Annotated in this window: 21 protein-coding genes; 1 reads left to right on the forward strand and 20 read right to left on the reverse strand. The window is 72.0% G+C overall.

Annotated features, from left to right (window positions below; genetic code table 11):
- Nucleotides 1-52: 52 nt before the first annotated feature.
- The 13 genes from ABGA99_RS30260 to ABGA99_RS30320 all read right to left on the reverse strand — a co-directional run bounded on the left by ABGA99_RS30260 (nt 53) and on the right by ABGA99_RS30320 (nt 14793).
- Nucleotides 53-754, reverse strand: coding sequence for a PadR family transcriptional regulator (locus ABGA99_RS30260; protein WP_347580855.1), 702 nt, complete (start codon nt 752-754; stop codon nt 53-55).
- Between the two features lie 277 nt (nt 755-1031).
- Complete coding sequence (locus ABGA99_RS30265) at nt 1032-2513, reverse strand: oxidoreductase (RefSeq protein ID WP_347580856.1); 1482 nt, start codon at nt 2511-2513, stop codon at nt 1032-1034.
- A gap of 55 nt (nt 2514-2568) precedes the next feature.
- Nucleotides 2569-5406 carry a DEAD/DEAH box helicase gene (locus ABGA99_RS30270; protein WP_347580857.1) on the reverse strand — a complete coding sequence of 946 codons (2838 nt, stop codon included), beginning with the start codon at nt 5404-5406 and terminating at the stop codon, nt 2569-2571.
- Between the two features lie 116 nt (nt 5407-5522).
- Nucleotides 5523-6413 (reverse strand): diacylglycerol kinase, encoded by an 891-nt coding sequence (locus ABGA99_RS30275; protein ID WP_347580858.1) that lies wholly within the window; start codon nt 6411-6413, stop codon nt 5523-5525.
- A gap of 17 nt (nt 6414-6430) precedes the next feature.
- Nucleotides 6431-7372, reverse strand: a complete 942-nt coding sequence (gene tatC, locus ABGA99_RS30280; RefSeq protein WP_347580883.1) for a twin-arginine translocase subunit TatC — start codon at nt 7370-7372, stop codon at nt 6431-6433.
- Between the two features lie 125 nt (nt 7373-7497).
- The gene (gene tatA / locus ABGA99_RS30285; protein ID WP_347580859.1) at nt 7498-7806 is read right to left on the reverse strand and encodes a Sec-independent protein translocase subunit TatA; all 309 of its coding nucleotides are present in this window, start codon (nt 7804-7806) and stop codon (nt 7498-7500) included.
- A gap of 134 nt (nt 7807-7940) precedes the next feature.
- Nucleotides 7941-8165: a hypothetical protein gene (locus ABGA99_RS30290; protein ID WP_347580860.1), complete on the reverse strand. Its 225-nt coding sequence runs from the start codon at nt 8163-8165 to the stop codon at nt 7941-7943.
- A gap of 107 nt (nt 8166-8272) precedes the next feature.
- Nucleotides 8273-9196: a WYL domain-containing protein gene (locus tag ABGA99_RS30295; RefSeq protein WP_347580884.1), complete on the reverse strand. Its 924-nt coding sequence runs from the start codon at nt 9194-9196 to the stop codon at nt 8273-8275.
- Nucleotides 9197-9243: 47 nt separating this feature from the next.
- Entirely contained in the window at nt 9244-10260 is a 1017-nt protein-coding gene (locus tag ABGA99_RS30300) for a WYL domain-containing protein (protein WP_347580861.1), read from the reverse strand.
- A gap of 178 nt (nt 10261-10438) precedes the next feature.
- Complete coding sequence (locus tag ABGA99_RS30305) at nt 10439-10813, reverse strand: FKBP-type peptidyl-prolyl cis-trans isomerase (protein ID WP_047014842.1); 375 nt, start codon at nt 10811-10813, stop codon at nt 10439-10441.
- 246 nt (nt 10814-11059) lie between these two features.
- Nucleotides 11060-12043: an FKBP-type peptidyl-prolyl cis-trans isomerase gene (locus ABGA99_RS30310; protein ID WP_347580862.1), complete on the reverse strand. Its 984-nt coding sequence runs from the start codon at nt 12041-12043 to the stop codon at nt 11060-11062.
- 128 nt (nt 12044-12171) lie between these two features.
- Nucleotides 12172-13533, reverse strand: coding sequence for a Pup--protein ligase (gene pafA, locus ABGA99_RS30315; protein ID WP_347580863.1), 1362 nt, complete (start codon nt 13531-13533; stop codon nt 12172-12174).
- Nucleotides 13534-13542: 9 nt separating this feature from the next.
- Nucleotides 13543-14793: an MFS transporter gene (locus tag ABGA99_RS30320; RefSeq protein WP_347580864.1), complete on the reverse strand. Its 1251-nt coding sequence runs from the start codon at nt 14791-14793 to the stop codon at nt 13543-13545.
- 101 nt (nt 14794-14894) lie between these two features.
- Between ABGA99_RS30320 and ABGA99_RS30325 the strand changes: the two genes are divergently transcribed.
- Nucleotides 14895-15995 (forward strand): LacI family DNA-binding transcriptional regulator, encoded by a 1101-nt coding sequence (locus tag ABGA99_RS30325; RefSeq protein ID WP_347580865.1) that lies wholly within the window; start codon nt 14895-14897, stop codon nt 15993-15995.
- Nucleotides 15996-16076: 81 nt separating this feature from the next.
- Here ABGA99_RS30325 and prcA read toward each other — a convergent pair whose 3' ends face one another.
- The 7 genes from prcA to ABGA99_RS30360 form a co-directional block, all read right to left on the reverse strand.
- On the reverse strand, nt 16077-16904 hold the full coding sequence (gene prcA / locus ABGA99_RS30330) for a proteasome subunit alpha (RefSeq protein ID WP_347580866.1): 828 nt from the start codon (nt 16902-16904) through the stop codon (nt 16077-16079).
- 54 nt (nt 16905-16958) lie between these two features.
- The gene (gene prcB / locus ABGA99_RS30335) at nt 16959-17804 is read right to left on the reverse strand and encodes a proteasome subunit beta (protein ID WP_347583868.1); all 846 of its coding nucleotides are present in this window, start codon (nt 17802-17804) and stop codon (nt 16959-16961) included.
- Nucleotides 17805-17934: 130 nt separating this feature from the next.
- Nucleotides 17935-18153 (reverse strand): ubiquitin-like protein Pup, encoded by a 219-nt coding sequence (locus tag ABGA99_RS30340; RefSeq protein WP_018836875.1) that lies wholly within the window; start codon nt 18151-18153, stop codon nt 17935-17937.
- Nucleotides 18154-18314: 161 nt separating this feature from the next.
- Complete coding sequence (gene dop, locus ABGA99_RS30345; protein WP_347580868.1) at nt 18315-19826, reverse strand: depupylase/deamidase Dop; 1512 nt, start codon at nt 19824-19826, stop codon at nt 18315-18317.
- 245 nt (nt 19827-20071) lie between these two features.
- Entirely contained in the window at nt 20072-21838 is a 1767-nt protein-coding gene (gene arc / locus ABGA99_RS30350) for a proteasome ATPase (RefSeq protein WP_347580869.1), read from the reverse strand.
- A gap of 292 nt (nt 21839-22130) precedes the next feature.
- On the reverse strand, nt 22131-22706 hold the full coding sequence (locus tag ABGA99_RS30355) for a hypothetical protein (protein ID WP_347580870.1): 576 nt from the start codon (nt 22704-22706) through the stop codon (nt 22131-22133).
- 99 nt (nt 22707-22805) lie between these two features.
- Nucleotides 22806-23711 (reverse strand): tRNA (adenine-N1)-methyltransferase, encoded by a 906-nt coding sequence (locus ABGA99_RS30360; protein ID WP_347580871.1) that lies wholly within the window; start codon nt 23709-23711, stop codon nt 22806-22808.
- Nucleotide 23712 lies beyond the last annotated feature (1 nt).

A 23712-nucleotide genomic window follows, 5' to 3' on the forward strand; every position in this document is an offset into this window, starting at 1 on the left:
CCGTCCCGGCGGGCTGTTGGCGCAGCCCGCCGGGACGCACTTCTCCGGGCCGCTAGGGGCCCTTCCTCGCGTCGTACGTCTCCTGCGCGGCGCCGGGCTTCCCACCCGCGCCGCCGGGCAACTCCTCCTCCGGGTCCTGCCATTCGGCCGGCATCTCGCCGGTCTCGTGCCAGGCGCGCCACTCCGCGACGCCGCTGAGAGAGCCGTCCGCCAGCTCCGCCAGCAGGCCGCGCAGCCACGCGGCCTCGGCCTCCAGCATGTGCGCCTGGTACTCGGTCTCGATGACGAAGACGCGCGGCAGCGTCTCGTACAGCTTCACCAGCGCACCGCGCAGCCCCGCCGCCAGGATCTCCTGCCGCGCGAGCCGGGTCTGCAGCGCCTCGACCGCCTCGTCCGGGGGCAGCACGCCGATCAGGGAGAGGGCGGCCTCGAAGTGCGTGTACTCCCGGCGGGGGGCGGCGACGATCTCGGTGAGCCAGTCGTGCATCTCCGTGCGGCCGGCGTCGGTGAGGGCGTAGACGGTGCGTTCCGGCCGGTTCCCCTGCTTCTGCACACCGGCGGCGGTGACGAAGCCGTGCTTCTCCAGGTTCTGCACGACGGTGTAGAGAGAGCCGAAGTTGATCTTGATGCTCTCTTCCTTGCCGCGCTGCCGTAGCAGTTGGGCGATCTCGTACGGGTGCATCGACCGCTCGGCGAGGAAGGCCAGCACGGCCAGGGCCAGCGGGTTGCTCAACTTCCGCCGCTTCGCGGGCACGACCCCTCCCCTTATACCCGACACCGTATACTCGTGGCCGAACATATCGTGAGTATCGCGAGCCCGTCAAGATGAGATGTATCGCGAATAGGGAGCCGGGGCCAGCCCAGCGGCGGCGGTCCTGGTCCTTAGCGGTGGACTCCCTGGCGATGGCCGCAGCCCCCGCCGTGACCGCCGCTACCGCCCGCGGAGGTCGGGCGGCGCACCACCTCGCGCTCCTCGTACGTTCGGGGCAGCGGTGTCACCCGGTCACGGACCGGCGCGGCGGGCTGGGCCGCTACGTCCGCTCCAGGGTCCGCGTCATCCCGGCCACCAGCGCCGTGGTCAGCAGCCAGCCGGTGGCGACGAGGACGTAGGAGAGGATCTGCGCCGCCCCGCCCGCCATGTACCAGAAGTCGCGCTGGCCGAGGCCGCCGACGGGGATCAGCAGGTCGAGGGCGTAGACGACGGGGTGGAAGTCCGGCCCCTCGCCCTCGCGCACCGGCCGGTCGTCGCCCGCCGCGAAGACCAGGCTGCCGAGCAGCGTGAGCGCGGCCAGCCACAGCCCGGCGAGCCAGGGGCGGTAGCCGAAGCCGACGGTCCCGTCGAGCAGCAGGCTCCAGACGCGGCCGGCGGGGCGCAGGGTTCGGCGGCGGGCGCGCTGTTTGGCCAGGAGGACGCGCCGGGCGTCGTCGACGTGGCCGATCTGCCGGTACCAGGCCGCGAGCTGCTCGTACGGCTGCGGGGCGTAGCCCGCGCCGCGGCGGATCCAGTCGAGCCTGCGGGGTACGGAGTCCTTCCCGGCCGCGTCCGCCGACTGGATGGAGCCGTACGTGAAGCCGTCGAGGAGGACGGTCGCGGGCCAGCCGCGCAGGTCGTCGTGGAGCGTGGCCACCTGCGTGCCGTCGAGCGAGACCGGCCCGGCGGGCCGGACGGCGGGCGTGAAGCGGAAGTCGGCGGCCTGCATCCGGGCGCAGTCCACGCCGGTGCAGTCGCCGAGCCGCGCGGCGTCGAAGGTGAGCAGGTCGGCTATGTGCGTGCCGCGTAGCTCCAGGCGGCCCGCGGCGGCGAAGCCGTCGGTGAGCCGGACGGTGGTGATCTCGGCGTGGTCGAGGACGAGCGCGAGGCCGTCCGCCGCGCCGATCCGCGCGCCGTCGAGGAAGAGCCCGCCGGACAGGCGGGCGCCGATGAGCCGTATCCCGCCGCCGCCGGTGAAGCCGTGGGTGCAGAAGACCGCCCCGTCGACCTCCAGCCCGCCGGCGAAGACCGACCAGCCGTTCTCGCCGGTCAACCGGGCGCCATGCAGGAGGAGTTCGCCGCTGATCCGGGCGTTGGTGGCGAGCAGGACGCCGGCGACGCGGCTGCGCCGCACCGACAGCACGCCCTCGATGCGGGCGAGCCGGGCGTCGACGCTCGGCAGCACGCTGTCGTCGAGGTGCACGCTCGCGGTGGTCGCCGAGGTGAGGACGACCTCCTCGTGCAGGAAGCAGTGCTCCAGCCGCAGCCGGTGGGCGGTCTCCGCCCCGGTCAGGTCCAGCCCTCCGGTGATCCGCGCCCCGGCCAGCCGCAGCGCGGCTATGGCGCCGGGCTGCGGCGGGTGGGCGCCCAGCAGCAGCGCGGCGAGGACCGCGGCCCGTACCGTACGCTCCGGGCCCCAGCCCGCACCGCCGGCGGGGTCGTCCCGGGCCGCGTCGCCGACGCGCAGGTCCACCGGGCGGCCTTCGGGGAACGCGGCCCACAACTCCCGCTCCGGGGGCGTCAGATCGTCGTAGGTGATCACCCGGGAAGGGTAGTGCCCGCGCGGGGGCGGCCTCGGCCCGCGTCCCGGGGCGGCCTCAGCCCACCGAGGTGTACGCCACGACGCCGCGCAGCAGCTTGTCGACCGCCTTGCGGGCGCTGCCCGCGACCGTGCTCTCCGGGTCGGCCGCGCCGGACAGCTGCCCCAGCACGTCGATCAGCTGCTTGCACCAGCGCACGAAGTCGCCCGGCGGCATGTCCGCCTCCCGCAGCACCTCGTCCAGGCTGCGCCCGGACGCCCACTGGTACGCGGCCCAGGCGAAGCCGAGGTCCGGCTCGCGCTGGCCGACGCCCTCGGTCTGGCTGATGCGGTGGTCCTCCTCCAGGGCGTCGAGCCGGCCCCAGATGCGCACCATCTCGCCCAGGGCCCGCTTGGCGCCGCCGCCGGGGAGCTTCGGCGGGATCGCGTCGTCGGACTGCCGGGCCTCGTAGACCAGCGCTGAGGCGCAGGCGGCCAGCTCGGCGGGGCCCAGGCCCTCCCAGACGCCCTCGCGCAGGCACTCGGAGGCCAGCAGGTCCAGCTCGCCGTAGAGCCGGGCCAGGCGGCGGCCGTCCGCGGTGACCTGCTCGCCGCCGCGCTGCTCGGCGATGTAGCCCAGCTCGGTGAGCAGTGCGTAGACCCGGTCGAAGGTGCGGGCGATGGTGTTCGTCCGGCCCTCGATGCGGCGCTCCAGCTGGTGGGTGTCGCGCAGCAGCCGGTGGTACCGCTCGGCCCAGCGGGCGTGGTCCTCGCGCGCGTCGCAGCCGTGGCAGGGGTGGGCGCGGATCGCCTTGCGCAGCCGGGCGATCTCGGCGTCGTCGGCGGCGGGGGCGCGCTCCTTGCGATGCCGCCGCGGCTCCAGGTGCCCGGCCTTGGTGCGCAGGGCAGAGGCCAGATCGCGGCGGGACTGCGGGCTCCTGGGGTTGAACGACTTGGGGATGCGCATCCGCTCCAGCGGCTCCACCGGCACCGGGAAGTCCATCGCCGCCAGCCGCTTGACCTGCCGGGCGGCGGTGAGCACCAGCGGGCGGGGGCCGTCGTGGTGCTCCAGGCCGCGGTGGCCGTTGGTCCGGCCGGCGGGCGTGCCGGGGTCCAGGACGAGGGCGAGTCCGGCGAACTTGCCGGTGGGCACGTGGATCACGTCGCCGGGGCGCAGCTTCTCCAGCGAGCCCGCGGCCGCGGCGCGGCGCTGCACGGCGCCCTCGCGGGCCAGCTCCGTCTCGCGGTCCTTCAGGTCGCGGCGCAGCCGCGCGTACTCCTCGAAGTCGCCGAGGTGGCAGGTCATCGCCTCGCGGTAGCCGGACAGGCCCTCCTCGTTCTTCTGCACCTGGCGGGAGATGCCGACGACCGACTTGTCCGCCTGGAACTGCGCGAAGGACATCTCCAGCAGCTCGCGCGTGCGGTGCCGGCCGAACTGGGCGACGAGGTTGACCGCCATGTTGTACGAGGGGCGGAAGGAGGAGCGCAGCGGGTACGTACGGGTGCCGGCCAGGCCCGCGACGTACTCCGGGCTCATGCCGCGCTGCCAGAGCACCACCGCGTGGCCCTCGACGTCGATGCCGCGGCGCCCCGCGCGGCCGGTCAACTGCGTGAACTCGCCCGGCGTGACGTCGGCGTGGGTCTCGCCGTTCCACTTCACCAGCTTCTCCAGCACCACGGAGCGAGCCGGCATGTTGATGCCCAGGGCCAGCGTCTCGGTCGCGAACACCGCCTTGACCAGGCCCTTGGCGAACAGCTCCTCGACGACCTCCTTGAACGTCGGCAGCATCCCCGCGTGGTGCGCGGCGATGCCCCGCTCCAGGGCCTCCAGCCAGTCGAAGTAGCCCAGCACGTGCAGGTCCTCGCGGGGGATCGCCACCGTGCGCGACTCGGCGATCTCGCGGACCGCGGCGCGCTCTTCCTCGTCGTTGAGCCTGAGGCCCGCGTGGAGGCACTGCTGTACGGCGCCCTCGCAGCCGGCGCGGCTGAAGATGAAGGTGATCGCCGGCAGCAGCGCCTCGGCGTCCAGCCGCTCGATGACCTCGACGCGGCTGGGCGTCCAGACCCGGGTGCGGGAGCGGCGCTCGCGCTCGCGGTCGGCCTCGCGGCCCCGGGCGCGGCGGCGGTCGCGCGGGCCCGACGGGCGGGAGTACTCCTGCCGGGCCAGCCGGAGCAGGTCGGGATTGACCGCCTTCGCGGGCTCCTGCCGGCCGCCGGCGGCGGTGCGCTCCTCGAACAGGTCGTACATCCGGCGTCCGGCCATCACGTGCTGCCACAGCGGCACGGGGCGGTGCTCGGAGACGATGACGGCGGTGTCGCCGCGCACGGTGTCGAGCCAGGAGCCGAACTCCTCGGCGTTGGAGACCGTCGCCGACAGGGAGACCAGGGTGACGGACTCCGGAAGGTGGATGATCACCTCTTCCCAGACCGCACCGCGGAAGCGGTCGGACAGGTAGTGCACCTCGTCCATGACCACGTAGCCCAGGCCCAGGAGGGTCTGGGAGCCCGCATACAGCATGTTCCGCAGGACCTCGGTGGTCATGACGATCACCGGGGCGTCGGAGTTGATGGTGTTGTCGCCGGTCAGCAGGCCGACGTTGGCCGGGCCGTAGCGCCGGACGAGGTCGCCGTACTTCTGGTTCGACAGCGCCTTGATCGGCGTGGTGTAGAAGCACTTGCGGCCCTGCTCCAGCGCGAGGTGCACGGCGAACTCGCCGACGACCGTCTTGCCGGAGCCGGTCGGCGCCGCGACCAGGACACCGCGGCCGTCCTCCAGGGCCCGGCAGGCGTCGAGCTGGAAGGGGTCGAGCGCGAACTCGTACAGCCCGCGGAAGGAGCCGAGTGCGGTGGCTTCCTCGGCGGCCCGGCGGCGGTGTGCCGCGTACGCCTCGGCGGGAGGGATGTGCTCGTCGGTCATCGTGAGTACGAGCCTACCGGGCACCACCGACAGCGCACCCGATCTTTACGGACCGCCCCAGGTCAGCCGGACGGCGGCGGCCGTGCCCGGGAGCGCGTCCGCGCCGGTGGGACGGCTCAGCACGCCAGTACCCGGGCCGCCCCCGGCACGCACTCCGCCGTCAGCGGAAGCGGCCCCAGCGGCTCCCCGTCCGCGTACCCGGTGACGTCCGCGGCACTCAGTGACACCCGCGCGGCCCGGTGCACGGTGACCGCCGGATGGGTCAGGTGGGTGCCCTTGTAGACCCGCGGGAAGACCCGCAGCAGCGTGCGCCGGCTGCACCGGCCGACGACGGTGATGTCGAAGAGCCCGTCGTCCATCCGCGCCTCGTGGCAGATCCGCATGCCGCCGCCGTACGACGGGCCGTTGCCGACGGCGACCAGCGTCGCCTCGATCTCGGTCTCGGGACCGTCGTCGAGCCGCATCTTGTACGGGATCGGGCGGAAGGACGCCAGCTCGGCGACCATCGCCACGTCGTACTTGAACCGGCCGGGCGGCCAGCTCATCCGGTTGCCGCGGTCGTTGACGCGGGAGTCGAAGCCGGAGGCCAGCACGGTGCCGAAGTACGTGTCCCCCGCCTTGCCCAGGTCGATCGCCCGGGTGCTGCCGGACTCCAGCGCGCCGACGACGACCTCCGCCGCGGCGGCCGGGTCGCGCACGGGCAGCCCGGTGGCGCGGGCGAAGTCGTTGCCGGTGCCCACGGCCACGACGCCCACGGGCACCTCGGTGCCGGCCACGGCCTGCAGGGCGAGGGCGGCCATGCCGTCGCCGCCGACCGATATGAGCGCCCCGGTGCCCGCGGCGACGGCCTCGCGGGCGCCGGTGAGCGCGGAGGCGGCGTCGCGGCCCTGGACGGTGGTCACCTCGTAGCCGGCGTCCCGCAGCGCCTCGCTGACGACGGGAGCGGCGGCGGCGCCCCGGCCGCGGCCCGCGGTGGGGTTGACGAACACGGTGATATCGCTGGTCACCCGCGTGACCCTAGCGGTCAGGTGGCGTCGTCGTAACCATTTCTGCGGGGCGTGCTGTCCCCGCTCCCGGCACCGCCGGAGCTGTCGGCCTCGCCGGTGGACTGCTCCGGCAGCGACGCCGAGGCGCTGACGGACTCCACGTCGCCCACGTCCTCGGGGGTGAGGTCGAGGTCGGACGCCTCGTCGTCCGCCGGGCCACGGGCCGCGATACGGGCCCGGCGGCGGTCGTTGAGCAGGGAGAACCCGGTCGCCAGGAAGTACAGCACGATCACCGGGCCGGCCAGGGCGAACATGCCGATCGGGTCGGTGCTGGGGGTGGCGACGGCGCCGAAGGCGACGATGCCGAAGATCATGGCCCGCCACCAGCCGAGCATGCGGCGCCCGGTGACCGCCCCGCCCATGTTGAGCATCACCAGCACGAGCGGCAGCTCGAAGGCGAGCCCGAAGACCACGACCATGCGGGTCAGCAGGTCGATGAACTCCGGCAGCGGCAGCAGGTTGGTGGCGTTCTCCGGGGTGAACTCCAGCAGCACCTCGGCCGTGGTCGGCAGGATCTTGTACGCGAAGTAGGCGCCGCCGAGGAAGAGCGGCACGCCCGCGGCGACGAACCCGAGCGAGTACTTCTTCTCGTTCTGGTGCAGCCCGGGGGCGAGGAAGGCCCACAGCTGGTACAGCCAGATCGGCGTCGAGAGCACCATGCCGGTCATGAAGGAGACCTTCAGCATGATGGTGAACGGAGAGATGAGGCCGTTGACCGTGAAGGAGGCGCAGTCCTCCTTCTTCCCGATGTCCGACGCCTTCAGGTCGTCCGGGCAGCCGACGGATTCGAGCACCGGGTCCATCAGGAAGTCGACGATGTCCTGATAGAAGAAGAGCGCGACGATGCAGACGACGAGGATGGCCCCGACGGCTTTGACGAGCCGGTCGCGAAGCTCCCTCAAGTGCTCCGCGAGCGGCATGCGCCCCTCGGGGTCCCTGTCCTCGCGCTCCTTGCGCTCCTTACGGCGGGCAACGCTTAGCAACCCACGTCCTCATCTCGTGCCGCGAGGCCGTCTCCGGCCGCGGGAGTGCCCCTGCGGATTCGTCAGCGCTGCGACTGCGACTGCTGCTGCGCCTGCGGCTGCTGGTCGTTCACCTGCGGCTCGCTGACCGGGCGGGAGCTGGTCACGTCGCCGGGGGCGGCCTGGATGGTCTTGGGCGCGGGCTGCGGCGGGTCCGCGGGAGCGGCCTCGTCGGTCTTGCCCTCGCTCTTCATGGCCTTGGCCTCGCTCTTGAGGATGCGGGCCGACTTGCCCAGCGAACGGGCCATGTCCGGAAGCTTCTTCGCGCCGAACAGCAGGATGACGACGAGGAGGATCAGGATGATCTCGGTAGGGCCGAGCCGTCCGAACATATGCGTCTACCTTCTCACCGAGGCTGCGTGGGTTTGGGCGTGATCGATCGTAACCCGCGGGGGTGAACTCCGGGCAATCCCCCGGCGTACACCAATCGTGGCCCCCGCCTCGCATCGGAGCCGCGATCTGCAGCCTACCTCCCGAAATCCGATCCGGGGAGGTCACGTGTCGAGCCCGCCCGCCGGGCGACGTCCGCCGCCGAGCGTTCCAGATCCCGCGTCGCGCGGCTGATCTGCTGCGCCGCGTCGTCCAGTCGGCGGGCGAGCCGGCGCACTTCGAGGCCGACGCGAAGGGCGGGAACGGCGAGGGCGACGAGCCCGAGGAAGCCGAGCGCGACGGCGGTCATGGGCCACAGCATGGGCGAAGCCTAGCCGCCGCGGCGGTCCCGGACGACACCGGCATCCGGTGAGGTTCTTCACCGATTCGCGCGGTATGCCCCCTATGCCGGAATGGCGAAGTTTTTTGCTAAACGTCGTACGCGGCAAGCGCCTTGACCGCCGCGTCGCGCGCGCTGTCCGCCAGATCGCCCGGCGCGACGATCCGCCCGTCCCGCCCCAGCCGCAGCGCCAGCCGGCGCAGCGACGCCGGGTCCGGGGCGCGCAGCGAGATCCGCAGCCCCCCGTCGGGCAGCTCCTCCGCGCTGTCGTGCGGGTAGTACTCGGCGACCCAACGGCCGCCGGGGCTCACCTCGATGACGACCTCGGGGTCCTCCGCGGACGGCTGGACGATGCCCTCGGACAGGTCGCGCAGCTCGACGGGCGGCGGGTCGGCGGGGGCGTCGAGGATCCGGATCTCGGCGACCCGGTCCAGCCGGAACGTACGCCGCGCCTCCGACAGCCGGCACCACGCCTCCACGTAGGTGTGCCCGACGGAGACGAGCCGGATGGGGTCGATCTCCCGCTCGGTCAGCTCGTCGCGGGACGGCGAGTAGTACCGCAGCCACAGCCGGCGCCGCTCGGAGATCGCCCGGTCCACCTCGGCGAAGACCCCGCCCTCGGACTCGAACGTCACCGAGAGGCTGGAGCTGGCCGCCGCCGACTCGCCGGCCGCGGCCTCCAGCTTGGCGGTGGCCCGCAGCAGCGCCTGCCGGTCACCGGCCCGCAGCCCCGGCAAAGTGGCCACGGCCCGGGCCGCCACCAGCAGGGCGGTGGCCTCGTCCGCGGCCAGTCGCAGCGGCTCGCCGGTGCCGGTGGACTCGGGATTGTGGAACCAGATGCGCTCGCCGTCGGTGTCGATGTCCAGCAGGTCGCCGCCGCGGAAGCTCGTCCCGCACATGGGCAGCACGTCCAGGTCGGAGATCAGCTCGTCCTCGGTGACGCCGAAGGCGCGGGCGACGTCCGACAGGTACGCCCCGTTGCGCTCCCGCAGATACGTCACCAGCGACAGCATCCGCCGGGTCTGGTCGATGGCACTGGCCACTGCTCCCCCGCTCCCCCTCAGCCCTTGGCCACGGCACGCAGCCGGTCGATGACGTCGGCCCGCAGCTCGGCGGGCTCCAGGACCACCACGTCGGGACCGAACTCCACCAGCCAGGCGTCCAGTCCGTGCCCGTACGGGATCTCCAGCTCGTCCCAGCCGGGCCGCACGGCCTCGCGGATGCCGTACGCGCGGGCGCGCAGCGGATAGCCGGCGCCGGCGCGCAGCCGGATCAGGGCCGAGCGGTCGGCGCTCTCGCCGGCCCAGCGCTCGACGGTCTCGCGTACGGTCACCCGGTCCGGCACCTCGGCGGTGAAGCCGCGGCCCCGGTTGCGGACCCGGCCGGTGATGCGCGAGAGCCGGAAGACGCGTTCGGCGTCGCGGCCGCGGTCGTGGCCGACGAGATACCAGTGGCCCCGCCAGCACTCCAATTGCCACGGCTCGACGTGCCGCTCCTCCGGACGGGCCGCATTGGCCTTGCGGTACGGAAAGACGACGGGCCGGCGGTCGCGGCAGGCGAGCATCAGCGGCTCGAACGCCGCCTCCCGCACCGGAATCCGCGGCTCCAGGGCGCTGACCTGCTCGACCGCGCCCGCCTCGGGATCGTCGGCGGCCCCGGCGAGCGGCATCCCGGCGGCGCGCAGCTTCTGCAGCGCACCACTGGCCGCGCCCGCGAGCCGGGCCTGCTGCCAGACTTTCGCGGCCACTCCGAGGGCGGCGGCCTCTTCGGCGTCCAGCGTGACGGGCGGCAGCCGGTTGTTGTCCCGGCGGGCCAGATAGCCCGGCTCGCCGTCCAGGCCCTCGACGGTGTCGATCACCATGCCCAGCTCGCGCAGGTCGTCCTTGTCGCGCTCGAACATCCGGTTGAAGGCGTCCTCGCCGGAGGTGTCGGAGCCGAACGCGGTCCCGCGGCCGGGTCCGAAGGCTTCCACGTACGCCTCGATGGACGTGCGCAGCTCACGCTTGCTGAGCGGGCGCCCGGTGCCCAGCAGGCACAGCGCCAGGCACATCAGCCGCTCCGCCTTGGCGATCGCCATCGAGGGGGTCTCCTTATTGCGCGTCCGGGGCAGCGCGCGCTGCCCCGGCGTCCGTCTCACCGCACGTGTCGCCGGTGTTCGCAGATGACGACCGTACTCCGCCTGGGCCCGGCGGCCAAAGCGAAGGCCCTCGCCGTACGACGAGGGCCTTGCGCTCTGCTGCGTGCGAACGGTGCCGTCAGACCGCGACCAGGTCGCAGACGAAGATCAGCGTCTCGCCCGGCTTGATCCGGCCGCCGCCGGCGCCGGCCTCGCCGTAGGCCAGGTGGGGCGGGATGGTCAGCCGGCGCCGGCCGCCGACCTTCATACCGGCCACGCCCTGGTCCCAGCCGGGGATGACCTGGCCGGCACCGAGCTGGAACTGCAGCGGCTTGCCGCGGTTCCAGCTGGCGTCGAACTCCTCGCCGCTGGAGAAGGCGACCCCGACGTAGTGGACGGAGACGGTGTCACCGGCCTTCGCAACGGGTCCATCGCCCTCCCACAGGTCCTGGACCTCCAGGTCGGCCGGCGGCGGGCCCTCGGGGAAGTCGACCTCGGGCTTGTCGATGCTCACGGAAGAACACTCCTTGCGCATGAGTGGACGATGACTGGGCGGCAAGTCTTGCAGACACCCCGGGGCGGCGGTGCCGCCGCCTCCCCGGAAGGCGCGGCGCGCCGGACCGTCCGGATCCGGGATCCCGGTGGCCGTCGCCATGTCCCGGCCGGGGGCGCGCGCCCGACGGCACCGGAACCGGCGCTCCGCACCCGAGTCGCATGACCCGGCGCCCCCCGGACTCGATCCCGCCGCGCGGGCCGCAGGTCAGACCGTGCCGAGGATGTCGACGACGAAGACGAGCGTCTTCTTCTCCAGCTCGTGGCCCTTGGACTTGCCGTAGCCCAGGTCCGGCGGGATGACCACGAGCACCCGGTCGCCGACCTTCTTGCCGACGAGCGCCTTGTCCCAGCCCTGGACGACCGAGCCGGTGCCGATCTGGAAGGTGGCCGCGCCGGCGTTGTCCCAGGAGGCGTCGAACTTCTTGCCGTCCTCCCAGGCGTAGCCGGTGTACTGGGCGACGAGCCCCTGGCCGGCCTCGACCTCGGGGCCCTTGCCCTTGATGAGGACCTGCTCCTGCAGGTCCTTCGGGGCGTCCACGCCGTCCGGGACGGTGATCTTCGCGGCCTTGCCCGCGGGCACCTCGATCTCCGGCATGCCCTCGCGGGGCTCGGCGGACTCGCCCTTCAGCTCGGCCTTGGCGTCGACCTTCCCGGCACCGGCGACGTCGATGACCCAGACCAGACCGTCGCTCTTCTTGATACCCGACTCCGGGTTCAGGTTCTCGCCGACGAGCGCGCCCGCGGTGCCCTCGACCAGCAGGCGGCTGCCCACGGTGTGGCCCTCGACGGAGTCGAGCACGTCCGGCGGCAGCGACTGGTTCGGCTCGCCGACCTTGCCCATGAGCTGCTGGTGCACGGCGCCGCCGGCCTGCTGGCCGCCGCCCCCCGCGGCGGGCTGCGCCCAGGTGCTGCCCAGGTCCTGGTCGTCCTTCATGGTCTTGCCGGCGAAGTCCAGCCGGACCTGGTCGCCCTTGCCGACCTTGGCGCCGTCGCCTTCACTGAGGACCTTGACGACGGTCTCGCCGGACGCCTTCGCGTCGTCCGGGACGTCGAACTTCGGCTCCTCGCCGAAGGCCCCCGTGACCTTGGTCACGGCGCCGGTCTTGCCCCCGTTGTCCGAGTCGGAGGAGTCCTCGGAGCCACAGGCCGCGGCGAACAGCAGGGCGGGCACGACGAGCGCCGCACCCATGCGGGTCAATCTGCGATGTGTCATGGGGTCCAACTCGTGTAGGGGGTCCGGGCAGCTTCGGCCACTCTACGGCCTTGGCGCCCGGATCCCCGTCATCACATCCGTCCCGTACCCACCGCGCGTCCCGCCTACATTCCGGCGATCAGCTTTTCGACCCGGTCGTCCACGGAGCGGAACGGGTCCTTGCACAGGACGGTCCGCTGCGCCTGGTCGTTCAGCTTCAGATGCACCCAGTCCACCGTGAAGTCGCGGCGCTGCTCCTGCGCCCGGCGGATGAAGTCGCCGCGCAGCCTGGCCCGGGTGGTCTGCGGCGGGACCGACTTGGCCTCGAAGATCTTCAGGTCGTTGCAGACCCGGGCGGCCTGGCCCCGCTTCTCCAGCAGGTAGTACAGCCCGCGGCGGCGGTGGATGTCGTGGTACGCGAGGTCTATCTGCGCGATCCGGGGGTGGGAGAGGGTGATGTTGTTCTTCGCCCGGTAGCGCTCGATGAGCTGGTGCTTCATCACCCAGTCGATCTCCGTGCCGACCTTGGCGAGGTCCTGGGAGCGGATCGCCTCCAGGGTGCGTCCCCACAGCTCCAGGACGCGCTCGACGATGCCGGTGCGGATGCCGCGGCGCTCGCAGAAGTCCACGGCCTTCTCGTAGTACTCCTGCTGCACCTCCAGCGCGGACGCCTCCCGCCCGCTGGCGAGGCGCACCTTGCGCTGCCCGGTCATGTCGTGGCTGACCTCGCGGATGGCCCGGATCGGGTTCTCCAGGGTCAGGTCGCGCATCACCGTGCCGGCCTCGATCATGCGCAGGACGAGGTCGGTGGCACCGACCTTGAGCAGCATGGTCGTCTCGGACATGTTGGAGTCGCCGACGATGACGTGCAGCCGGCGGTAGCGCTCGGCGTCGGCGTGCGGCTCGTCGCGCGTGTTGATGATGGGCCGGGAGCGCGTCGTGGCGGAGCTGACGCCCTCCCAGATGTGCTCCGCGCGCTGGCTGACGCAGTAGACCGCGCCGCGCGGCGTCTGCAGCACCTTGCCGGCGCCGCAGATGAGCTGCCTGGTGACGAGGAACGGGATGAGGATGTCGGCGAGCCGCGAGAACTCGCCGTGCCGGGCCACCAGATAGTTCTCGTGGCAGCCGTAGGAGTTGCCCGCGGAGTCGGTGTTGTTCTTGAAGAGGTAGACGTCGCCGGCGATGCCCTCCTCGTGGAGCCGGCGCTCGGCGTCCACGAGGAGGCCCTCGAGGATGCGCTCGCCCGCCTTGTCGTGGGTGACCAGCTCGATGACGTTGTCACATTCGGGAGTTGCGTATTCGGGGTGCGAGCCGACGTCCAGGTACAGGCGTGCACCGTTGCGCAGGAAGACGTTGCTGCTGCGGCCCCAGGAGACGACCCGGCGGAAGAGGTAGCGCGCCACCTCGTCCGGGGACAGGCGGCGCTGTCCCCGGAACGTGCACGTGACGCCGTACTCGTTCTCAAGCCCGAAAATGCGGCGGTCCATGACTGAACATTACGCCTGTCGCTCTGTTTCGAAACCGGGTGCAGCTCCGCCGATTCGATCTTTTTCGACCGGCCGGGCCGGGCGGCGGGTGCCCGCCAGAACCCGCACGAAGCCGGTCAGCACCAGCAGCGCCGCCGCGCCGCCCAGGCCGACGACCGCGAAGCCGCCGGTCTCGCCGCCGTGCTCGACCGCGGGACCGCTGATCGCGGTGCCCGCGGCGGCGCCGAATCCGAAGGTCGTGACCAGCCAGGAGAACGCCTCCGTGGCGGTGCCGCGCGGCGCGTGCCGGTCGACGACGACGAACGAACAGGCGAGCGCGGGGGCGAGGAAGAGGCCCGCGACGCCGGAGAGCAGCGTCATGGCGGCGGTGCCCGGCGTGAGCATCAGCGGCAGATAGCCGAGCGCAAGGCCCGCCAGCAGCAACTGCAGGCGCCGCTCGGCCCGGCCCGGCCACTGCCGGGCGCCGTAGACGATGCCGCCGACCAGGGCACCGGCGCCGAGCGCGGAGAGGAGATAGCCGCCGATGGCGTCGTCGCCGCGGGCGTCGGCGTACGCGACGGAGGCGACGGCCGTACCGCCGAGGGCGACGCCGACGAAGAAGAAGGCGCCCAGGATCACCAGCAGCCCCGGGGCGCGCAGGGCACCCAGCCAGTGCGCCTCGCGCGGCTCGGAGCGCCACCGGCGGGCCGGGGGCGACAGGACGACCCCCAGGGCACCCAGCACGCCCAGGGCGTTGAGGACGAGCAGCGCGGCGGACTCGGAGGCGGTGGCGACCAGCAGGGTGACGATCAGCGGCGCGACGGCGAACATCACCTCCTGCGCCACGGCGTCCAGCGCGTACGCCCCGTGCACCCGGTCGTCGCGCTTGAGCACGCTGGGCCACAGCGCCCGCAGGGCTCCCTCCAGCGGCGGCGTGAACAGCCCGGCGACCAGCACGGCGACGCAGGCCAGCGGCAGCGGATCGATGCCCACGAGGGCGAACAGGGCCATCCCGGCGGCGGACAGCAGGGCGCTGGACATCAGCACGCGCGGCTGGCCGTGCAGGTCGACGGCCCGGCCGAGCAGCGGCTGCCCGACCGCGGTGGCCAGGCCGTAGCCGCCGGAGAGGATGCCGCCCAGGGTGTACGAGCCGCCTTCGGCCCGGACGAACAGGACGATGGCGAACGCGGCGGTGGCGTTGGGCAGCCGCCCGACGAGCGTCCCGGTGAGCAGCCTGCCCACGTGTCTGACGCGCAGCAACTCGGCGTATCCCCGCAGCACGGCCCCTCCCGAGACGCTGAAGTGTTACGTATAACGCCGTAGGTTATACGTAACACGGGCGAGGGTCGACCCCGTACGCAGGAACGCGACGAGGAGGCACGATGCGGGGCGCGCACGAGGACGGAAGGCGCGCCGCGGCGCGCACCGGACCGCCGGCGGCGGGCGAGGCGGCCCCGCGGCCGGCCGCGGGCCGCGGCAGCGGCGTCACCAGCCGCGACGTCGCCCGCGCCGCGGGCGTCTCGCAGGCGGCCGTCTCCCTCGTCCTCGGCGACAAGTGGCGCGGCCGGGTCTCCGCCGCCAAGGCAGACGCCGTCCGCGCCGCCGCCCGCGAGCTGGACTACCGCCCCAACGCCGCCGCCCGCACCCTGCGCACCGGCGGCACCCGCACCGCGCTCCTCGTCGTCCCCGCGCTCACCAACGAGTTCTTCGCCGGCGTCCACACCGGCGCCGCACGCGCCGCCGCCGCCCACGACTTCGGCGTCGTGCTCTACCCCTCCCCCGAAGGCATCGGCCCCGCCCGCGACCCCTTCGCCGCCGCCCACACCGCCGTCGACGGCGTCATCGCCTCCTCCATGGCCACCGACGCCGTACGGGCGCTGCGCGGCGGCGGCCTCCCGCTCGTCATGCTCGACAGCGACCCGGCCGACGCCGGCGCCGTCGCCACCGTCAACGCCGACGTCGCCGACGGCATGCGGCAGGTCGCCCGGCATCTGCTGGAACTGGGCCATCGGCGGATCACCCACCTCGCCGCCGCCATCGACTCCTGGACCTTCGCCACCCGCGGCCGTGCGCTGGCCGACGCGCTCGCCGCCGGACCCGGGGCCCGGCTGCGCACCGAACCCGCCGAGTTGTCCGTCGCCGGCGGGCTGGCGGCTGCCCGGCGGGCGCTCACGGCTCCGGCGAAGGACCGGCCCACGGCGCTGGTCTGTGACGACGACCTGCTCGCGGCCGGCGCCCTCAAGGCCGTGCGGCGCCTCGGGCTGCGGGTGCCCTACGACGTGTCGGTCACGGGGTTCGACGATCTGGCGCTGGCCACCGCCGTCGAGCCGGAGCTGACCACCGTGCGGCTGCCCGCGGACACCGTCGGCGCGGCCGGCATGACGGCGCTGCTCGACGCCCTCGCGGGCCGCAGCGCGGGCGGCACGACGGTCCCGGCCCGCCTGACGGTACGCGCTTCGACGGCCCCGGCCCCGGGCACGTAGGGCCATCGGGGCGGGCCCGGACAGGACGACGGGCGGGCCCGTCGCTGGGCCCGCCCGGTCGATGCCGTACCGGTGCTTCTTCTACTTCTTCTTCTTGCCGGTCCCGCCGCCCGGATCCTCCGCAGAGGTGTCCGCGGTGCCCGCGCCGTCCGCGTCCGATGCCGGTTCCCCGGCATCCTCCGCGCCGGAGGCACCCGCCGGGCCGTCGCCGTCCTCCTCCAGCAGCCGGGAGAGCCGGCTGCCGAGGATCCGCCGGAACTTCCGCTGCTGCGGCCGGTTGCGGTCGAGGACCGCGACCTCCAACTGCTTGGACGTCAGCTCCCGCTCGCCGCCGTTGTTGTCCCGCGCCAGCGACTCCGCCGCCAGCTTCAGCCCCTCCGCCAGCGTCATGCCCTCGCGGTGCCGCTGGTCGAGAAAGCTGCTGATCTGATCGGAATTGCCGCCGACCGCGACCGAACCGTGCTCATCGACGATCGAACCGTCGTGCGGCAGCCGGAAGATCTGGTCGTCGGCGGGGGTCTCCCCCACCTCCGCGACGATCAGCTCCACCTCGTACGGCTTCTCCGCGCCGCTGGAGAAGATCGTGCCGAGAGTCTGCGCGTAGACGTTGGCGAGGCCGCGGGCGGTGACGTCCTCGCGGTCGTACGTGTACCCGCGCAGATCGGCGTAACGGACGCCGCCGATGCGGAGGTTCTCGAACTCGTTGTACTTGCCGACGGCGGCGAAGGCGATCCTGTCGTAGATCTCGCTGACCTTGTGCAGGGCCCGGGACGGGTTCTCGGCGACGAACAGGATGCCGTCGCTGTACTGCAGCACGACCACGCTGCGCCCGCGCGCGATGCCCTTGCGGGCGTACTCCGCGCGGTCCGCCATGGCCTGCTGGGGTGAGACATAGAACGGTGTCGACACCGGCTTATCCGTCCCTCTCTGCTCGTGGAGAAATCTCGTGGGGCCGCGTGCCCGCTAGAGCACGGACGCGCGCGGGCCGTCGGGCTGCTCCAGCCGGCCGTCGACCACCGAGCGGGCGATCTCGGAGACCTCGGCATCGGGCAGCCTGCGGAAGCCCTCGTCGGTGATGGACGTGACGATCGGGAAGATACGGCGGGTCAGGTCCGGCCCGCCGGTGGCGGAGTCGTCATCCGCCGCGTCGTACAGCGCCTGGACGACGACGGTGGCGGCCTGCGCCTCCGTCAGTTCGTCGGTGAACAGCTTCTTCAGCGCACCGCGCGCGAACACCGACCCGGACCCCACGGAGGCGAAGCCCCGCTCCTCGGTCCGGCCGCCGGTCACGTCGTAGGAGAAGATGCGGCCCTTCTCCCGCGCCGGGTCCCACCCGGCGAAGAGCGGCAGCACGGCCAGGCCCTGCATGGCCATGGCCAGGTTGGACCGGATCATCGTGGACAGCCGGTTGGCCTTGCCCTCCAGGGAGAGCTGCGCGCCCTCGACCTTCTCGAAGTGCTCCAGCTCCAACTGGAAGAGCCGCACCATCTCGACCGCGACACCCGCGGTGCCGGCGATGCCGATGGCCGAGTACTCGTCCGCGGGGAAGACCTTCTCGATGTCACGCTGAGCGATCATGTTGCCCATCGTGGCCCGCCGGTCACCGGCGAGGACGACCCCGCCGGGGAAGGTCACGGCCACGATGGTGGTGCCGTGCGGCGCCTCGACGGCACCCTTCACGGGCGGCACCTCCCGGTTCCCCGGCAGCACCGCCGGAGCGTGCTCGCCCAGGAAGTCCATAAACGAGGACGAGCCCGGCGTGAGGAAGGCGGCCGGCAGTCGCCCTGCGCCACGGATGTTGGCTTCCACGCGAATCCTTCCGGGGGTACGGCGGCCCGCCCCCCACGGGCCGAGCCGGTGACTTGCGCTGGGCACGGACCTTACCCGTGCCGCTGCCGGGCGTCCGCCCGGGTGCTTCCCGGACGGACACCCGGGACGGCTACTCGCCGCCCTTTTGCACAAAGGAACGCACGAAGTCCTCGGCGTTCTCCTCCAGGACGTCGTCGATCTCGTCGAGAACCGAGTCCACGTCCTCCGACAGCTTCTCCTGCCGTTCCTTCAGGTCCTCGGAGACTTCGGCGTCCTGCGCCTGCTCCTCGACCTCTTCCTGGGAGCGTGTGGCCTTCTGCTGACCACCGCCGGTGTCCTTGGTCGCCATTTCCCTCACCCCGCTCGGTGTCGCCCGATGGTCCTGACTGCGTCGCCCTGCAAGATCCGACCCTACAAGCTGGGCCCGACATCGGCCCGGTGCTCTCTCAACGCTCGGAGGCCACCCGGATGATTCCCCTCCGCGCCACCGTTAGCCCGGTCCGTCCCGGATCAGCCGCCCGAGAGGACCCGTACCAGCTCCTCCGCCGTGCGGCAGCGGTCCAGCAGCTCCTTGACGTGGTTGCGGGTACCCCGCAGGGGTTCCAGCGTGGGGACCCGCTGCAGGGAGTCGCGGCCGGGGAGGTCGAAGATGACCGAGTCCCAGGAGGCGGCGGCGACGTCGTCCGCGTACTGTTCGAGACAGCGGCCGCGGAAGTACGCCCTGGTGTCTTCCGGCGGGTTCTTCACGGCCCGGAGGACCTCGTCCTCGGTCAGGAGCCGCTTGAGGCGGCCGCGGGCCGCCAGCCGGTTGTACAGGCCCTTCTCGGGGCGTACGTCGGCGTACTGCAGGTCGACCAGCCCGAGCCGGGCCGCGTCCCAGTCCAGGGCGTCGCGGCGGCGGTAGCCCTCCAGCAGTTCCCGCTTGGCCAGCCAGTCCAGCTCGCCGGACAGGCTCATGGGGTCGGCTTCCAGCCGGTTGAGGGTGTCCTCCCAGCGGGTGAGCACGTCCTGGGTCTGGTCGTCCGCGTCCCCGCCGAAGCGCTCCTCGACGTATTTGCGGGCCAGCTCGCAGTACTCCATCTGGAGCTGTACGGCCGTGAGCGTGCGGCCGCTGCGCAGCACGACCTGGTGGCGCAGCGTGGGGTCGTGGGAGACCTGGTGCAGCGTGCGCACGGGCTGTTCGACGGCCAGGTCGACCGCGATGAAGTCGTCCTCGATCATCGACAGCACCAGGGCGGTGGTGCCGAGCTTGAGGTAGGTGGAGATTTCCGAGAGGTTCGCGTCGCCGATGATGACGTGGAGTCTGCGGTACTTCTCGGCGTCCGCGTGGGGCTCGTCGCGGGTGTTGATGATGGGGCGTTTGAGGGTGGTCTCCAGGCCGACCTCGACTTCGAAGTAGTCGGCGCGCTGGCTGATCTGGAAGCCGTGTTCGTTGCCGTCCTGGCCGATGCCGACGCGGCCGGCGCCGGTGAAGACCTGGCGGGAGACGAAGAAGGGCGTCAGGTGGCGCACGATGTCCGAGAAGGGGGTTTCCCGCTTCATCAGGTAGTTCTCGTGGCAGCCGTAGGACGCGCCCTTGTTGTCGGTGTTGTTCTTGTAGAGGTGGATGGGCTGCGCACCCGGCAGTTGGGCCGCGCGGTCCGCGGCTTCGGCCATGATGCGCTCGCCCGCCTTGTCCCAGAGCACGGCGTCGCGGGGGTTGGTGACCTCGGGGGCGCTGTACTCGGGGTGGGCGTGGTCGACGTAGAGCCGGGCGCCGTTGGTGAGGATGACGTTGGCGAGGCCGATGTCCTCGTCGGTCAACTGGCTGGAGTCGGCGGCCTCACGGGCGAGGTCGAAGCCGCGGGCGTCCCGCAGCGGGTTCTCCTCCTCGAAGTCCCAGCGGGCGCGGCGCGCCCGGTGCATCGCCGCCGCGTAGGCGTTGACGACTTGGGACGAGGTGAGCATGGCATTGGCGTTGGGATGGCCCGGAACGGAGATTCCGTACTCCGTCTCGATGCCCATTACTCGCCGTACGGTCATGCGGCCCTCCTTGCCCGGTACCGTCCGCGGCCCTGGACGGAACTCAAGTGCCGCTGCGTCTGCGGCACGTGTGGTCCCCGCGGCGGCGATGCGCTGCGCTGCGCGCCGGTACGGAAGAGCCTAGAACGCCTTGGCGGCAGCGGGGAGATCATTACAGTCTTTGCTCCGGTCGGTTTGCACCCGTGGAAATACGTGTCCGGCTGCGGGCGGCCGTGTTGGTGCCCCCCGCAGCCGGATCGCCGCATTTACAGGTACTGACCGGTGTTGGCCACCGTGTCGATCGACCGGCCGGTGTCCGCGCCCTGCTTTCCGGTGACGAGGGTGCGGATGAACACGATCCGCTCGCCCTTCTTTCCGGAGATACGGGCCCAGTCGTCGGGGTTGGTCGTGTTGGGCAGGTCCTCGTTCTCCTTGAACTCGTCGACACAGGCGGCGAGGAGGTGGGAGACGCGAAGGCCCTTCTGGTTGTGGTCGAGGAAGGCCTTGATGGCCATCTTCTTGGCACGGTCCACGATGTTCTCGATCATCGCGCCGGAGTTGAAGTCCTTGAAGTAGAGGACTTCCTTGTCGCCGTTGGCGTACGTGACTTCGAGGAACCTGTTCTCCTCGGACTCGGCGTACATCTGCTCCACGACGGACTGGATCATCGCGTCCACGGTGGCCTCGGCGGACTCGCCGTGCTCCGACATGTCCTCGGCGTGCAGCGGCAGCGTCCGGGTGAGGTACTTGGAGAAGATGTCCTTGGCGGCCTCGGCGTCCGGACGCTCGATCTTGATCTTCACGTCGAGCCGGCCGGGGCGCAGGATCGCGGGGTCGATCATGTCCTCGCGGTTGGAGGCGCCGATGACGATGACGTTCTCCAGGCCCTCGACGCCGTCGATCTCCGAGAGCAGCTGCGGGACGATGGTGTTCTCCACGTCCGAGCTGACGCCGGAGCCGCGGGTGCGGAAGAGCGAGTCCATCTCGTCGAAGAAGACGATGACGGGGGTGCCCTCGCTGGCCTTCTCGCGGGCCCGCTGGAAGACCAGGCGGATGTGCCGCTCGGTCTCGCCGACGTACTTGTTGAGCAGCTCGGGGCCCTTGATGTTGAGGAAATAGCTCTTGCCGGCGGGGCGGCCGGTGTGCTCCGCGACCTTCTTGGCAAGGGAATTCGCGACCGCCTTGGCGATCAGCGTCTTGCCGCAGCCGGGCGGACCGTAGAGGAGCACGCCCTTGGGGGGCCGCAGCTCGTGTTCCTTGAAGAGGTCGGGGTAGAGGTACGGCAGCTCGACGGCGTCCCTGATCAGCTCGATCTGGTTGCCCAGGCCGCCGATCTTGGTGTAGTCGATGTCCGGCACCTCTTCGAGGACCAGCTCTTCGACCTCGCTCTTGGGGATGACCTCGTAGACGTACCCGGAGCGGGGCTCCAGGAGCAGGGCGTCGCCGGCGCGGATGGTGGTGTGCAGCAGTGGCTCGGCGAGCCGTACCACCCTCTCCTCGTCGGTGTGCCCCATCACGAGGGCGCGCTCGCCGTCCTCCAGGATCTCCTTCAGGGTGACGATGTCCCCGGAGCGCTCGAACTCCATGGCCTCGACCACGTTCAGCGCCTCGTTGAGCATCAGCTCCTGCCCGCGACGCAGCTCGTCGAGCTCCACGCTGGGGCTGACGTTCACCCGCAGCTTGCGGCCGCCGGTGAAGATGTCCGCCGTGCTGTCGTCGTTCCCCTGGAGGAAGACTCCGAAGCCGGCGGGCGGCTGGGCCAGCCGGTCGACTTCTTCTTTCAGGGCGACGATCTGGTCCCGGGCCTCACGGAGAGTGTTGGCCAGCCGCTCGTTCTGCGCGGACACTCCGGCGAGGTTGGTCTGCAACTCGACGATGCGTTCTTCGAGGATCCTCGTGTGACGCGGCGAGTCGGCGAGCTTTCGTCGCAGGACGGCGATCTCCTGCTCAAGGTAGGCGACCTGACCGGCAGGGTCTTCGGACCCTCGACCCGGCCGGATGCCGCGGTTGGTGTCGTCGTCGTGGGCTGCCACGGTCCTCACCTCCTCCAAGGGGAGCTGGACGCTTCCTGACCCTACCTGGCCGCGTCCCACTTGAAACCCCTAGATCACAAAGACGGTCGGGGTGCATCCGATCTTCACCCGTGCGCCCGTCCTCACGCCAGGGAAATACCCATCCAGCAACATCGGAAAGCAGCCATTTGTTTCGTCTACAACGCTCAACACCCGCCAAGGGTGCCTGGAATTGCAACGGAACGGCGACTGCTCCCCCGCCGGTTCCGGGAACCGGCGGGAAGGCGATGTGGGAGGGGGTGCGGCGGCGGGGTCAGACCTGGGTGCCGGGGACGGGCTCGGCGGTGAGGCCGAAGCGGCCGTTCTCCCACGTCCAGGTCACGTTGCGCTGCTTGTCCGGCTTGCTGCGGGGGACGTCGGGCGAGGAGTAGCCGAGGAGGGTGGCCGAAATCTCGTTTTCGCGGACAGCGAATTCCCCGACGCTCATGCCCTCGGCGGGATCGAGCAGGGTTGCGGTCACGCGCGGTGACAGGCCGGGCCGGGTGGCGGACACGACGTACATCCCGCTGGGCGGGGAGCCGGCGGCGGCGCGGCAGCGCACCACGGCGACGGTCTCGGCGCGCCCGTCGGCGTCGAAGTCCGCGGAGCCCTGTTTGAAGACCTCCGGCTCGGTGCCGGCGCAGTCCACCGGATAGTGGGCGGCGCTCGGGTTGGGCCCGGGCGCGGGGCTGCCGCCGTGATCGCCCTTGCCGTCGTTGCCGGCGGCGACCGAGGGGGGCTTGATGAGCGCGGCGAGGGCGATGACGGCGGCCATGGCGGCCGCGGTGGCGATCCAGTGCACCGCGCGCGGGTGCGTGTGCGGGAGGTCGGCGCCGGGCAGAGGCTGCACGGGTGAGGCTCCTGGGAGGGCTGGGAGGGCCGTGGGGAGGCCAGCATGGTGTCACACACCGGCCCCCCGCGGAACGTCCCCTGCCGCTTCGGCGCCCCTTCAGTCCCCCGCTGCGGCCCGCTGGCCGCCGGGGCCCGTGTAATCCTCCCCGTACGCCCCCTTCGCGGGCCGGCGGCGGCGCAGCGGCGGCTCGACGCCGTCGGCGAGCCGGCGGGCGGTGAGCAGGAAGCCGGTGTGGCCGATCATGCGGTGGTCGGGGCGTACGGCCAGGCCCTCGACGTGCCAGTTGCGCAGCATGGTCTCCCACGCCTGCGGCTCGTTGAAGTTGCCGTGCTCGCGGATGGACTCCACGGTGCGGGCGAGCTGGGTGGTGGTGGCCACGTACGCGCAGACGATGCCGCCGGGCACCAGGGCCTTGGCGACCGCGTCCAGGCACTCCCAGGGCGCGAGCATGTCCAGGATGACGCGGTCGACGTCGGTGTCGGAGAGGTTGTCCTGAAGGTCGCCGACGGTGAGCTGCCAGGCGGGGTGGGGGCCGCCGAAGTAGCGCTCCACGTTCTGCCGGGCGACGTCGGCGAAGTCCGCGCGGCGCTCGTACGAGTGGAGCATGCCGCCGTCGCCGACGGCGCGCAGCAGGAAGCTGGTCAGCGACCCGGAGCCGACGCCCGCCTCGACCACGCGGGCGCCGGGGAAGACGTCGGCGAACGCCAGGATCTGGCCGGCGTCCTTGGGATAGACGACGGCCGCTCCGCGCGGCATGGACAGGACGTAGTCGGGGAGCAGGGGGCGCAGCGCGAGATACGGGACGTTGCCCGTGGTGCGCACGACGGTTCCCTCGGGGGCGTCGATCAGCTCGTCGTGCGGGAAGGAGCCCTTGTGCGTGTGGAAGGACTTCCCGGCTTCGAGCGTGAACGTGTAGTGGCGGCCCTTGGGGTCGGTGAGCTGTACCTGGTCCCCGACCTGGAAGGGTCCGCGGCGGCGCGCGGCACCGGTCGGCTCGGACATG

Origin of the sequence: Streptomyces sp. B5E4, assembly GCF_039871555.1 — a bacterium.
In the GTDB taxonomy this organism is placed as follows: domain Bacteria; phylum Actinomycetota; class Actinomycetes; order Streptomycetales; family Streptomycetaceae; genus Streptomyces.